The sequence below is a fragment of the Kushneria sp. Sum13 genome (assembly GCF_052692355.1).
Genome location: NZ_CP199847.1, coordinates 999697 through 1013595 on the forward strand (window position 1 = coordinate 999697; position 13899 = coordinate 1013595).

General features: G+C 55.6%; 11 protein-coding genes and 1 pseudogene. 6 read left to right on the plus strand and 6 right to left on the minus strand.

Features of this window, described 5'->3' with window-relative positions:
- Positions 1 to 276: a formaldehyde-responsive transcriptional repressor FrmR gene (gene frmR, locus ACUN8C_RS04630; protein WP_445621129.1), complete on the minus strand. Its 276-nt coding sequence runs from the start codon at positions 274 to 276 to the stop codon at positions 1 to 3.
- Between the two features lie 335 nt (positions 277 to 611).
- Here frmR and ACUN8C_RS04635 point away from each other — a divergent pair, with 335 nt between their 5' ends.
- Positions 612 to 1811: a saccharopine dehydrogenase family protein gene (locus ACUN8C_RS04635; RefSeq protein ID WP_445621130.1), complete on the plus strand. Its 1200-nt coding sequence runs from the start codon at positions 612 to 614 to the stop codon at positions 1809 to 1811.
- 6 nt (positions 1812 to 1817) lie between these two features.
- The gene (nspC, locus tag ACUN8C_RS04640) at positions 1818 to 2975 is read left to right on the plus strand and encodes a carboxynorspermidine decarboxylase (RefSeq protein WP_445621131.1); all 1158 of its coding nucleotides are present in this window, start codon (positions 1818 to 1820) and stop codon (positions 2973 to 2975) included.
- An 88-nt stretch (positions 2976 to 3063) separates the two neighbouring features.
- Here nspC and ACUN8C_RS04645 read toward each other — a convergent pair whose 3' ends face one another.
- Genes ACUN8C_RS04645 through ACUN8C_RS04655 form a run of 3 tightly spaced genes read right to left on the minus strand, consistent with a single transcriptional unit; the run spans position 3064 to position 6370 of the window.
- Positions 3064 to 4254 carry a CynX/NimT family MFS transporter gene (locus tag ACUN8C_RS04645; RefSeq protein ID WP_445621132.1) on the minus strand — a complete coding sequence of 397 codons (1191 nt, stop codon included), beginning with the start codon at positions 4252 to 4254 and terminating at the stop codon, positions 3064 to 3066.
- A 56-nt stretch (positions 4255 to 4310) separates the two neighbouring features.
- Positions 4311 to 5687 (minus strand): heavy metal sensor histidine kinase, encoded by a 1377-nt coding sequence (locus ACUN8C_RS04650; RefSeq protein WP_445621133.1) that lies wholly within the window; start codon positions 5685 to 5687, stop codon positions 4311 to 4313.
- Positions 5684 to 6370, minus strand: a complete 687-nt coding sequence (locus ACUN8C_RS04655; protein WP_445621134.1) for a heavy metal response regulator transcription factor — start codon at positions 6368 to 6370, stop codon at positions 5684 to 5686. Before ACUN8C_RS04655 ends, ACUN8C_RS04650 begins: the two co-directional genes overlap by 4 nt.
- A gap of 257 nt (positions 6371 to 6627) precedes the next feature.
- Here ACUN8C_RS04655 and uraH point away from each other — a divergent pair, with 257 nt between their 5' ends.
- The gene (gene uraH, locus ACUN8C_RS04660; RefSeq protein ID WP_445621135.1) at positions 6628 to 7053 is read left to right on the plus strand and encodes a hydroxyisourate hydrolase; all 426 of its coding nucleotides are present in this window, start codon (positions 6628 to 6630) and stop codon (positions 7051 to 7053) included.
- A gap of 30 nt (positions 7054 to 7083) precedes the next feature.
- On the opposite strand, the gene ACUN8C_RS04665 is transcribed toward uraH, so the two are convergent.
- Positions 7084 to 7689 carry an HAD family hydrolase gene (locus tag ACUN8C_RS04665; protein ID WP_445621136.1) on the minus strand — a complete coding sequence of 202 codons (606 nt, stop codon included), beginning with the start codon at positions 7687 to 7689 and terminating at the stop codon, positions 7084 to 7086.
- Positions 7690 to 7835: 146 nt separating this feature from the next.
- On the opposite strand from ACUN8C_RS04665, the gene ACUN8C_RS04670 reads away from it, so the two are divergent.
- From ACUN8C_RS04670 to ACUN8C_RS04680, 3 genes and pseudogenes are all read left to right on the plus strand, one after another.
- On the plus strand, positions 7836 to 8216 hold the full coding sequence (locus ACUN8C_RS04670; RefSeq protein WP_445621137.1) for a hypothetical protein: 381 nt from the start codon (positions 7836 to 7838) through the stop codon (positions 8214 to 8216).
- A gap of 134 nt (positions 8217 to 8350) precedes the next feature.
- Positions 8351 to 8848, plus strand: a complete 498-nt coding sequence (locus ACUN8C_RS04675; RefSeq protein ID WP_445621138.1) for a GNAT family N-acetyltransferase — start codon at positions 8351 to 8353, stop codon at positions 8846 to 8848.
- Between the two features lie 144 nt (positions 8849 to 8992).
- Positions 8993 to 9346: pseudogene (locus ACUN8C_RS04680) on the plus strand (GNAT family acetyltransferase); the annotation flags it as partial.
- A gap of 237 nt (positions 9347 to 9583) precedes the next feature.
- Here ACUN8C_RS04680 and ACUN8C_RS04685 read toward each other — a convergent pair.
- Entirely contained in the window at positions 9584 to 13318 is a 3735-nt protein-coding gene (locus ACUN8C_RS04685; RefSeq protein WP_445621139.1) for a hypothetical protein, read from the minus strand.
- Positions 13319 to 13899: the final 581 nt, after the last annotated feature.

The window sequence follows — 13899 nt, forward strand, 5'->3', positions numbered from 1 at the left end:
CTATTTCAGATAGGAACGGATCAGTGAGGCCGTCTCATCGACGCGCGCATTACGCGCCTCGTCGCTGGCAGCACCTTCACCAAAGGTCTCACGGATGTGCGTTTCCATCATCTCCGACATCAGGCCGTTGATGGCACCGCGCATGGCCGCGATCTGTTGCAGAATCGGGGCGCACTCGGCGCCGGCTTCCAGCTGACGTTCCAGCGCCTCACACTGGCCTCGAATGCGACGCACCCGGGTAAGAACACGCTTTTTTGCAGCGGGAGAATGCGGCATGACAACGTCTCTATATACTATACCCCAGTATGGTAAAGACATTTCGATGCGGATGCATCCCCTCGTTGGTGACAGCCGGGCCTCCTTGACTCGATGACGGCGCCAGCCCCTTTGGTGCCCGTCTGTCCTCACATATTAATGTAAAAACACTTGAGACCGGCGGCCGGCAAGGCCATCATCGGCGCCTTCTTGCCGCAATGCCTTCTGGGCAGGTGAGACCACGACCGGGGTGGCATCGGGTCGGGGTGTGCTGAATCTTTCCTGGTGAAAAGTTGGTTGCCCACTACCGATAAGACCCTTACCACTGTTGACTTTCCCGATCTGGAATTGACTCCATGAACAAGGTTCTGATTATTGGCGCCGGTGGCGTCGGTGGGGTTGTGACCCACAAGTGTGCACAACACCCTGAAGTGTTTGGCGAGATCTGTCTGGCCAGCCGCAACGAAACAAAGTGCAGGGCGATTGCCGATCAGCTGTCGCGTCCCATTCAGACCGCGCAGGTCGACGCCGATGACGTTGAGGCTCTGGTTGCGCTGATTGAATCCTTCAAGCCGGATATCCTGATCCATGTGGCACTGCCCTATCAGGATCTGACCATCATGGAAGCCTGCCTGCGTACCGGCGTGCCCTATCTGGACACGGCCAACTACGAACATCCCGATGAAGCGAAGTTCGAGTACAAGGAGCAGTGGGCCTTCCAGGATCGCTATGTGAAAGCGGGCAACATGGCCACGCTCGGCTGCGGCTTCGATCCGGGCATGACCAACATCTACTGCGCCTATGGCCAGAAGAACCTGTTTGACGAGATCCACCGCATCGACATCCTTGATGCCAATGGCGGCGACCACGGCTATCCGTTTGCCACCAACTTCAACCCGGAGATCAACATTCGCGAAATCACCGCGAACGGTCGCTACTGGGAGAAGGGCGAATGGGTCGAAACCGCGCCGCTGTCGGAAAAGCGTACCTTTGATTTCGACGGTATCGGTGAAAAGGATCTTTATCTGCTCTATCACGAAGAGCTGGAATCACTGGCCCGTAACATCAAGGGCATCGAGCGCATTCGCTTCTGGATGACCTTCTCCGAGAAATACCTGACACATCTCAAGGTGCTGGAAAATGTCGGCATGACCAGCATCGAGCCGATCAACGTCAACGGCTGTGAAATTTCGCCGCTGCAGTTTCTGAAATCCGTCCTGCCAGACCCGGCATCGCTTGGCCCGCGCACCAAAGGCAAGACCAACATTGGCGTCATCCTCGATGGCATCAAGGATGGCAAGCGTCGCAAGGTGTATATCTACAACATCTGCGATCACGAGAAGTGCTACGCCGAAGTGCAGTCCCAGGCGATCTCGTTCACGACCGGCGTCCCGGCAGTGACCGGTGCCATGCTGATGCTGGAAGGTCTCTGGAAGGGCGATGGCGTGTTCAACGTCGAGCAGCTCGATCCGAATCCCTTCATGGAACGCATCGGCGACATGGGCCTGCCCTGGCAGATGGTCGAGCTTGACCCCGACCATGACCCGCTGGGCTGAGCATTGATGAGCGATACCCAAATCGACTTCGACATCCATGCCTGCCCGTCACCGGCCTACGTGGTCGATGACGCGCTGCTCAAACGCAATCTCGAGCGGCTTGGACAGGTGCAACGGGACAGCGGCGCGAAAATCCTGCTGGCGCTGAAGGGCTTTGCCCTGTGGGACAGCTTCCCGCTGGTGCGAGAGTATCTGGTCGGCACGACGGCCAGTGGGCAGGATGAAGCGCGTCTGGGAGCCGAGACCTTCGGCGGCGAGGTGCATGTCTACTCGCCGGCCTTTACCGAAGCCGAGATGACGGAAGTCTTGCGCTATGCCGATCATCTGAGTTTCAACTCGCCCGGTCAGTGGCGGCGTCATCGCGACACGGTCGCATCGTCGCCGCGACGCCCCTCTTGTGGACTGCGGGTTAACCCCGAGCACTCCACCGGCGCCGTGGCGCTTTATGACCCCTGCGCCGCCGGCTCCCGGCTGGGCACCCGCGCAGGCGATATCGCGCCGGGTGATCTCGAGGGTCTCGAAGGGCTTCACTTTCACACCCTGTGTGAGCAAAACAGTGATGCGCTGGAAGAGACGCTGGCGGCATTTGAGCAAAAGTTCGGTCAATATCTCGGCGAGATGCGCTGGGTCAACTTCGGCGGCGGGCATCACATCACGCGTGAGGATTACGATGTGGTGCGACTGGTGCGTGTGATTCGTGATTTCCGCGCGCGCTATCCGCATCTGGAAGTCTATCTGGAGCCGGGTGAAGCCATTGCGCTCAATACCGGATACCTGGTGGCAACTGTACTGGATATTGTCGATAACAACGGCCCGATCGCGATTCTCGACACCTCTGCCACGGCCCATATGCCGGACGTGCTGGAGATGCCGTACCGTCCCGAGATCATTGGTGGCGCGCATCCGGGTGACAAGGCGCATACCTATCGGCTGGGCGGCATGACCTGTCTGGCCGGTGACGTGATCGGCGACTACGCCTTTGACGCGCCGCTCGAGATTGGCGACCGGCTGGTGTTCACCGACATGGCGCATTACACCATGGTCAAAACCACCACCTTCAACGGCATTCGCCTGCCCTCGATCTGCCGGATCGATGAAACAAGCCGCCAGGTTCGAACGGTCAGGACCTTCGGCTATATCGACTACATGCAGCGCCTGAGCTGATCGGGCCCCTGTCATGGCAAAACCAAACGCCCCGCACCAGCGGGGCGTTTTTTTATGAAGCGCGGTTACTTGTGAGCAGGGCAGCAGCTCAGTCGGGCTGTCGGACCAGGCGATTGCGACCGGCACCCAGTGCCACGATCATGGCAGCCAGCCCGATCAGGCCCAGCAGGATCCCCACCACGTCCCAGCCGCCCGACCAGTCATGCAACAGCCCCACCAGCAGCGGCCCGAAGGCGGCCAGCACGTAGCCAAAGCCCTGCGCCATGCCGGAGAGTTCGGAGGCCGTATCGGCATCCGGGGCGCGCAGGGCGAGAAGCGTCAGCGCCATGCTGAACGTGCCCCCCTGGCCCAGTCCCAGAATCACGATCCACAGCCACAGGCTGTCGGTGGATGCATACAGACAGCCCGCCAGGCCACACAGGGTGAGCATCATCACCCCGATCAATACCGCACGCTGATCCTTCATACGCCCGCCGGTCAGCGGCGCCACGATGGCGGTGATCACCTGACACAGAATCGAGACCGACAGCGCAAGGCCGGCCGTCACCGGTGCCACGCCGCGGTCCTGCAAAATGGTCGGCAGCCAGCCAAATACCGTATAGGCCAACGACGACTGCAGCCCCATGAACAGCGTGACCTGCCAGGCCAGGCCACTGCGATACAGCGAGTGGCCACCCCGGGGGCGGATGCGAACGGTATGTTTAATCCGAAGTTGAGGAATCCAGATCAGCGCGGCGATCACGGCCGGCACCAGCCAGAAAGCCAGCGATGGCTGCCATTGATCACCAAAGGCCTGACGCAGCGGCTCGGTCGCCCCGGCCGCCATTGAGGCGCCCAGGTTGAGCGCGACGGTATAAAGCCCTGTCATCAGGCTGACCCGGGTCGGGAAGTCGCGCTTGACGATGCCCGGCAGCAGAACGTTCATGATGCCGATGCAGGCCCCCGCCAGTGCCGTGAACACGAAAAGCCCCAGCATACCGCTGAAGGGGCGCACCATCAGCGTTACGGCCAGCAGGATCAAAATGATGAAGATGGTGCGCTCAGGACCAATACGACGCGACATTTTGGGCGCCAGCGGTGCTGCCAGCCCGAGGCAAACCACTGGCAGGGTGGTCAGAACGCCCTGAGCGGCCGGCGACAGCGACAGCCCGGCGGCGATATTTTTAAGGACAGGGGAAACACTGGTCAGCGCCGGTCTCAGGTTGATGGCCACCAGCAACAGCCCGACCAGCGCCAGGGCCGCCTGATACCCCTTTTTTGTATAGCTCACCGATGACATGCCACGACATTCCCTTTAGAACAAAAAAGTGCCCCATTCTGGGACAGTGCGTCGCGTCAGGATAGCGATTGTGCGACCGGCAGTCGCAGATAAAAGCATACCCCGTCGCTGTGATTGTCCACCGACGCTGTGCCGCCATGCAGACCGGCAATGGCGCGCACAATGGCAAGCCCCAGCCCGCCGGAATCATCCGGTGTCTGGCGGGAGGCATCGATGCGATAAAAACGCTCGAATACCAGCGGCAGATGTTTCGCCTCGATCTGTGGGCCGTCATTACACACATAAAGTTCGGTGACGTCATCATGAGCGCGCGTGCCGATGGTCACAGTGCTGTTGGCGTTTGCGTAGCGCAGGGCATTGGCGAGCAGGTTGGCCAGCGCCCGGCGCAGCAGGTCGACATCGCCATTGACCCACCCGCAAGCGCAGGGCACCAGCGTCAGCGCCCGCTCCTCGGCCATGCCCTCAAAGTAGTCACATAGCTGCGCGACCAGCGCCTGTAAATCCACCGGGGCGTGATGGAAGGTGGCATCGGGCTGCTCGGCGCGGGCCAGAAACAGCATGCTGTCGATCATGCGTGAGAGCCGCTCATATTCTTCCAGATGCGAGCCCAGCAGGCTCTGATAGGCCTCGATGCTTCTGTCTCGCTGCATGGCCTGCTGGGTTTGACCCATCAGATTGCTCAGGGGCGTGCGCATCTCATGCGCCAGATCTTCCGAAAATCGTGACAGCTGCATGAAACCCTGTTCGAGCCTCTCGAGCATGACGTTGAGATCACGTCCCAGCACGCGCAGCTCGCTGACCTCGCCCGTATGCGGCAGGCGATGATGAAGATGACGGGTATCGATGTCACTGATACGCTCGGCCAGCCGTCGGACCGGTGCCAGCCCGCGCAGTGCAATCCAGTAGCCCAGCATCAGCGCGAGCAAGGCACCGCCCAGCAGCGAGGCCAGCAGCCGGTGGCGATAATCACCGAGCATGCGGGTACGCTCGTCCAGCACGCGCCCCGCCACCAGCGTGACCGGCTGTCCCTGAAAATGCACCGTTACCCAGGCCAGACGCGCCGGCGAAGGTGTCTTCAGTGTCTCGAGTCGAATGCTCCGGGTGCGGGGCAGCTGCGGTACGGTACGCTGTACCGGGTTGACCTCCAGCAATGCCTGACCCCGGGCATCCAGCAGCCATAACAGGCTTTCGCGGTTATCCAGCATGTTGGCATACAGCCCGGGGCGCTGGCGCAGCACTTCAAGACTATCGCTGTCGTTGAGCAGCGCTGTCATCCGCTCGAGCCGACCCTTGAGCGCCTGATCATCGCGCCAGACAATTTCATGCTCCAGCGCGTGATAGAGATACACCCCGATACCGCCGAGCAGTAGCGCGGTGGCCAGGGCAAACATGAGCGCCAGCCGCCAGGCCAGCGAGCGAGGAATCATCCTCATGGCATCGTGCTTACAGGGTTGGACCCAAGGCAGTAACCCATGCCGCGTACCGTATGAATCAAGCGCATGTCGAAGGGCTCATCGATCTTGCTGCGCAGACGGCGAATGGCGACATCCACCACGTTGGTATCGCTGTCAAAGTTCATGTTCCAGACCTGAGAGGCGATATGCGTGCGTGAGAGCACCTCGTTTTCATGACTGATCAAAAGGTGCAGCAGGGCGAACTCCCGATTGGTCAAATGAATGACCTGCCCCTGACGTACGACCCGACGCTGCAGAACATCCAGCTCAAGGTCCGAGGCGCGAAAAAGATGGACCTCACGTGGAGGCCCCCGGCGTAGCAGCGTGCGCACCCGCGCCAGCAGCTCCACAAACGAGAACGGCTTGATCAGGTAGTCATCGGCGCCCAGCTCCAGCCCACGCACTCGATAGGCGACCGCATCGCGCGCGGTGAGAAACAGCACCGGCGTCTGCCAGCGACTGCGAATGAACTGCAGCAGCTGCCATCCATCCATGCCCGGGACCATCACATCCAGAATGAACAGATCAAAATGACCTTCGAGAATGCGCTCGCGAGCCAGCAGGCCGTCATGGACAACATCCACGGTATAGCCCGACTCGCTCAACCCCTTGTGCAGATAGTCAGCCGTCTTGATTTCGTCCTCAACGATCAGAATGCGCACGTCATTTTCCTCAACGTTTTTTCCCCGCTTTTCTCCCGACGGGGCGTGCTCCCGGTGAAGGCGTGATCCTGAGCCATTTTGGTGCGTCGCACCATGACAACATCGCACCATTACAACATTGTCATGTGGGCGTAATGGTGACGGCGTTTGCCATGGCGCAAGCTTGCCTTCGCTGACACGCACTCCTGCCTTGCGCTCGGGGCGGGAAATAAAGGGACTCAATCGGGTCCAGACAAGGCTTTGCCACGGAGATGAACATGATCAAATGGATGACCGGTGCCGCGTTGCTGCTGTGCGCCGTACCCACGCTGTCACAGGCTGCGGATAGCGCAAGTACCCACAAGAACCCGCTGAGCGTGCATGTTCTCAATACGCAGACGGGGACACCGTCTTCCGGCGTTGAGGTCATGCTTGAGCAGAAAACCGACAGCGGCTGGCAAACACTGGCCACGCAGACCACCAATGCCGATGGCCGCATCCCGGCGCTCTATCCGAAGGGCGAGACCATGGAGGCGGGCGTTTATCGAGTGGTGTTTGAAACCGGCGACTGGTATGAGCGGCAGGGCACCGAGACCTTTTTCCCCGAGATTCCGGTGCCGTTTCAGGTCGAATCGGGGGTGGCGCACTATCACATTCCGCTGTTGTTGAGTCCGTACGCCTATTCGACCTATCGCGGAAGCTGACAGAAGACCGGGCCAGTCATGCCGGCCGCCTCATGACCCGCGCAGCGCCGCCATCAGCGCATGACAGTCCGGCAGATGATGGTCGGTAGCCTCGGGGCATGAGTTTTCCGGCACATTGACCAGCACGGTACGGGTGCCTGCTGCGCGCCCGCACTGCATGTCCAGCGGGCTGTCGCCCACCATCACGACTTCCGAGGGCGCCACACCCCAGTGGCTGATGAAATGTTCCAGCCCACCCGGATGCGGTTTGGGCGACGCATCCTCCCTGCCCAGAACGTCGACACGCTCAAAGCACTGGGCAAGGCCGATGACCTCCAGCGTGATATGCGCCAGCTCGCGGGCATTGCGGGTCAGGATGCCCAGCCGATAATCCCGTTCGCAGAGTTCGCGTATCAGGGCCACCGCACCTTCTGCCGGGGTGGCGCGTGCGGCCAGTTCGCGTTCGTGTTCCATCAGCCAGGCATGGCTGTCCCGGCGCTGCGCCTCGGGCAGTGACTCGAGATACTCGAGAATATCGCGGTCATCCGGCACCTCAAGCTCGCGACGAATGAACTGAAAGTCATGAATGCCCACGGTCAGCGTACCATCCATGTCGAATACCCAGTGCCGGCAATCGTTGAGAGAAGCGAGGGTCATGAAACACCAATGGTCGGGGGGATGATGTCATGGTGGCACGCCGGCGCGATATTGGCAGGGTCGTCTTGAAGATTTCTTCCGTTAGAGAGACAGTCGCAGGGCAGATCATCATTGAGACAACCCCTGCCATGTGAAAGGAGGCTTCGATGAACCTTGCCCAAAAACTACTGCTGACGAGTGGCCTGCTGCTGGCGGCAGCGTCCGGACCGGCGCTCGCCGCTGATAACCCCGCGGATTGCAGCCAGTTAAACGGCGCACCGGGAAAAGACGGCAACACCGGCACGGCGGACTGTCCGCAGGGTGGCCATGGCGGTGACGGCGTGGCCGGTAAAAACGGCGTTGATGGCGGTAACGGCGGTGCTGGCGGCAAGGGCGGTGCCGGTGGCAGAGGGGGAGATGGTGGTGACGGCGGCGCTGGTGGCAAGGGCGGTGACGGCGGTGATGGAGGCGCAGGCGGCAACGGCATCGACGGACAGGATGGCCGCGACGGGGCCGATGGACAGGATGGCCAGGTTGAGGCCACCTGACCGGATGCGGATCAGGTCAGAACCGATATTCTGTGCAGGTGGCTGATCATAAAGGGGCTATCGAAAATTCTGGTATCGTTGGCACCCATCCGCGCCACCTGACACCTTCTTCGGGCCGAGGCACAAGGAGCCACATGACCTCTGACCGTCCCAATATCAGTCTCCAGACCTACGAGGAAAGGCACGCGCCAGCGCTACGAGCGTTTTCACTGCCGCGTGAGCAGGAACGCTATACCGACCTGCCGGCCACGCTTCTGGACAACATGGCAGAACATCGTGAAGACCACTTCATGGTGATTTTAAAAGATGAACAGCCGGTCGGATTTTTTGCCCTCAAGCACGACCCCACCCACCTGAGCCCGTACAGAAAACATGAGGCACTCGTATTGGGGGCGCTCTCCGTGAATGCTTCCGAGCAGGGCAAGGGGTATGCCGGGCAGGGGATGATCCTGTTGAAAGACTATGTCGAAAGGCAGTGGCCGGAGATCAAAAGCATTGTGCTTGGGGTCAATGTCAAAAATAGGGCGGCCCAGGCCCTGTACGAGAAAACAGGATTTGAAGACACGGGCAGAACCATCATGGGAGAGATGGGGCAGCAGAAGGTGTTTGAATTGTGGTGTGGGGAGGATTGAGTCAGGGGGTGAACCCGGTATTGCTATCGACCAAGGTGGCCATCGGTGAGCATGAAGCGAGGAGGAGAGAACACCTTGCAGATTCGAACCTTTAGGCACGAGGATCAGGCGGTCGTCATCGAGCTCTGGTAGCGCTGCGGGCTCACGCGCACATGGAACAATCCCGCTCTGGATATCGAGCGCAAATGCAGTGAAGACCCGGCGCTGTTTCTAATTGGTACCGATGAAAATGGCCGTGTGATGGCGTCAGCGATGGTGGGGTTTGACGGTCACCGCGGCTGGCTCTATTACCTGGCGGTCGATCCCGACGCGCGTCGACGCGGCCATGGCCGTGTTTTGATCGAGCAGGCAGAAAGGCTTTTGATCGAGCGGGAGTGTCCGAAAATCATGCTGATGGTGCGCCGCGGTCAGCCGGAGCTGGAGGCGTATTATGAATCGATGGGCTTTACGGAAAACGAGGTCGTGACGATGGGCAAGCGACTGATCGAGGATGACTAGGCTTGCGATCATTGCGATAGGCGGAAAGCGCTGGCGCCCCCGTCAGGATTCTATAAAATATACATGTCTTTGATTTTAATAAATAAAAATTTTAAATCAGAGCTTGATATACCTTTTTGTATGCCAGAGATTTTCGGCTTTCAACATTGACTTCCTTTTTCCCTTAAGGAAAGAGGAAGTCATATGTTATTGAACTTGGTCAGACTCTTCGAGGTAGAACGGAATTTTATTAGCCATTTAATTACGTAGTGCTTGTTGACGCGCCACCAGATCTTCTCGCTCGGCTTCTTGGTCCCAGCTTTCAGCTATATCGGACAATAGATTAGATGTTCGTGGCCAAGTTTGAGCGATTACTGCATGCCGGCGGTACTCGATAGCAAGGTCGCGTTCTTGCTGACCACCATCAAATACTCCTCGTGTAGTAACACCACGCATATTGAATCTCTCCGTGCGTAATCCTCGCATCAATGCATTACTAGGACTGCGCTCAATCTCATTACGAACGAAGCGGTGAGGCCAACCCGTATCTATATCGTCCTCAGGTGCATGCGCTAATACATTGCCTATAACAATTTCAGTTATTTCAACGCGGTCATGCGTTTGACCAAGCGCTCTTACTTGATCAATCCAATTTTTAAGTAATTCAGAATTTGCAGGTGTGTCTAGAAACCCTGGCGTTAAATCGAAATCGGAGAGAACCTGATAGGCTTGGCGCCAGCGATTTCTCTTTTCTTCGGTCAAATTGCCAGTAGGTTCTGTATCGTTTTCTGCTCGATATACATCACGAACAATGTAGTGAAATGTTGCAGGATCGCTAGCGAGAATAAGATACAGCTTGAGCTTGCGTCGATGATTGCGAAGTAGTGGTAGCAAAGCGTATTCGCGTTGGCCTATAGCAGTATCGCTAAGTTGACGATCATCTAGCTCACTAAATAATTGGCCTATCTCGTAGTCTATTAAAGAAGTGTGAGTTGGGTAATGTTCAGAATTTAATTCTATTATTATCAAGTCAAGGGTTTTAAGGAGTAAGTGTGTCGGAACTTCTTCAAGTCGATGTTGTATCGACTCAAGTGCGATAGTAGCTCGACCTCTGCGTAATAACGCGCACGCGACTGAGATTAATTCACGACGAGTTCCGATGGTTGGTAGTGCCGGATAATTCCACCAAAAAAAATCAAGAACCTGATCGCCTAACTTAGCAATAGCTCGCCAAGTATCAGTGTTAGTTGGCCAAGTATAAAAAAGAGCTGTTAAGTCTTTTTCATTCTTGTTAGGCTGATAAAGCGATTTCGCTAAACAAATTGCTTTCGGTATGCCTACCTTTCTTCTGTAAATGTCGAAGATTCTTCCCGCTGCATCTTTGTAACCTTCAATGGAGAAGGCGTCGCGAACTAGTTTAGAAATAAATTCATATTCTATTTCTGAATCATCGATCGCACGTAGGACAAGAAAAGGTGAGCGCGCGGATTTAATTAAACGTAATATAGCTTCGCTATTATCTGAATTTGCTAATTCAGATATAGCATTGGTGCGAGATTTTGAGTCTTTTTCACTATCACGATTAATTGATGAATTGTTAAACAGTCCCGCTATTGAAATAACAGGGTCAGCAGGAGGGTGTTTTTCGATAATCATCTCAAGCGAAGCAAGGTCAGCCTCATTAAGTGCCCAATCCATTCCAACAAATCGACGTTGGTGTTTTACCTCATCATTAAGTGTGCTCCATAAATTTCCGCGATCTTTACCTGACGAAATAGCTAATACAGCCTCAAGCTCGCTGACGGCTGCTTTATATTGAACATCCGGAAAGCGCATCATAGGGGCAATTAATTCTTGCATCCGCTTGAGATCACCCGAGCAAAATATAATCGCACGTTCAATTACCTCGCGCTGCGATTTCCAAAGATCAGCATGAGTGATGGTACGTGGCGGGGGGATTTCAGTGCCGCGTAATCGTAGCCGTGATGTGCCGCTGGTTGACTGTGTTGCTCCCGGAAGAAGTTTTAAAAGCAACGTCCATCCGATCTCAGAGTTCTGTTTGATAATTTCGTCTAATAGCGCTAAGCGCGCCTCTGGACCTGCTAATGTTGAAGGACTCCAAAGTAGTAATATGTCAATTAAGCTATTAATTGGGCGATTGGTAAGTCTACCGCCCGGATCAATCTCAGCCATACGAGCAAGAATCAAACACACTCGACGGAACCATTTTGGATGCCACGCTAAAGTTTCTAACGCCCAAAGTAAGCCGGTATGCTGCGAAGTTGGAAAAGCGAAACCCTCAATTTCATCAAAAATCGGACGAATTGCTTCCCCATCGCCCTCAAGCATTTGCTCAAGGGCTTCAATAAAAGGGCTTGGAGCGGCCTCTGCTAATAGTGGTAGTTCATTTTTAAGGCTAGTGAGGATGCGCGGATCCTTCCCAAGGCCTGGTAGGCTTTCAATAATTTCATTCGCGAAAGCTTGGCCAGCTCCACATCTAATTGGAAGTCTCGCCTGTTGTTCCCATACTGCAATCATCAGTAAAGCTGTAGCTAGGCCATCGCGCAGCCAGTCACTATAGCGAGCTTTAGTTTCGCGCATGTAAATTGGCTGGTTCGGGTCGGGGTCAGGATCTAATTCACTAAATACTTTTTGCATAACTGGTCGAAGTAAATCGAGATATTCCTCACCGATTTGGTCACCAGCATGAATGAATGCATCTAGCGGTGCACGAACCTTGAATATAGTGTCCTCGCGTTCGAAAGGAGCATCCTCCTGATTGATAAATCCCCGGATCTCTTGCTCATACCTATGATAAGAGCTGTAGCCAGCCAGGGTTTCTAAAATCTCTCTGTCGAGTGAGTTTGCCGAATCCCACCCACCTGCTAAGAAAGCCGGAACCAGTTGTCGAGCACTATTGATCCAAGGGGGAGTATTGCAAGCCCCTCCAGGGATGCTGCGTTCTAAAGCGGCAAGACTGCTACCCGAACCTCGTGCAAGCTGATCGGCTCTAAGCTCTTCGATACCCATATCGATAAGCGCGCGGCTGATAGCAAAATTACTTTGGCGTGGTAATGATGTGCCTTCGGCTATACGTTGCGACCTTGCGAGAGGCACTATAACTGGAGCGGGCTCATTGAGTTTTATAGGTGTTTGAGCAGCTTCGCCACGCAATAGAAAAACAAGATTAGATTTACTATATAGTGCCCGCCCAGCTTCATGCGTATCCACAATCAGTGTGCGTGCCTCAAGATATTCTTTCGCTTCAGGATGAGCGCTTCGGATCGCAGCTACTGCGAAAGCAGTAACATGGTCCAGCGCATCGCCAATCAGCTTAATTACCTGAGGAGGGCCCATTAACTGACCTAGCAGCCGCTCTACCAAGGCTTCACGCTCAGCCGTTAAAATCTTCTCGATGAGCTGTGGGTCGAATCGCGATGAAAAATCGCTCCAGAATTCATCAATGCTACGTACACCATGGATAGGTGCGGTCTTTAAAGTCCGGCGTGCATGCTTTGCAGCTACGGCAGGCGCTTGATCTAACCAATGCTCTAGTTTCACACCATCGATCAGAATTAAATCTTTCCAGCTAGATGATTCTTTGTGCGCTTGTACCCAATCCTCAATCTTGTTCTGACCATTTGACGAGTCCCAAGTGAATGGAGTTACAAGCACAAGGGTTAAATCTTTTTGGTCATCTTCTGAGATGGAGTTAGTGCGTGAATCAAAGTCACTTTGCGCTTTTTTCTGATAGTTAACAGAGGTGCCAAACTCCCAAACCGAGCGGCCTTGAGGAACGTTGGGCATACCGCTCATGCTTTCTAGCACGCCATCGAATCCGCGTACCTGTCCTTTACCACCACTTGGAAAGCGTATGGACCTAATCTCTGGTGCTGTTGCGCTAATTAAATCAGCGACTAGTTCAGGCAGCATGAGCGCGGCATCTATAGTGCGACCCCAAGCCTCGAGATCTATGGCCGTAATCCACTTCATCGATTTTTACTCTATTGCGAAGTTCATTGTCTTATCAGGCTCGAAATAACTATTGATCACAGTGACACTGGTCGTAAACAGTAATCGCCCCCAGCGCGCTGTCGACTCCCCGCCCCGCCTGCGCGCTAAATGGGTCGGATTTATTGCACCCTTGCAAGGGCCGCCGGGCCGCGCCTGTACTGGACCGCGCGGCGGTTTTATGACGTCCAAAAACCTTGCGTTTCCTTGCATTTCACACCGGCCACATCCAGTAGCGTGGGGTCAAAAGCCGGCTCTGTGATACACGTTGCCGCGCTGACCTGAAAACGGGTGTCTCTTGCGATTCTCGGCAAGCTCAACAGGTCTTTTCAGCACAATATTCGAGCGCACTGATTAAGTAAAGTTGTGTAACGAGAGAGTGAGACAAAAGCAGCACGCATTACGAACCCCTTTCGCTCGCCAGAATGAAATGATCAGGCTCCAATCCAGCCTTTTCTTGCCCCTCTCTTGTTGAGAATGATTCAAATTACCCTGATACGTTTTCACACTTGTGATTTTTGAGTGGGAACACCGGGAACAGTGGGAACAAGGCTCAACCATGC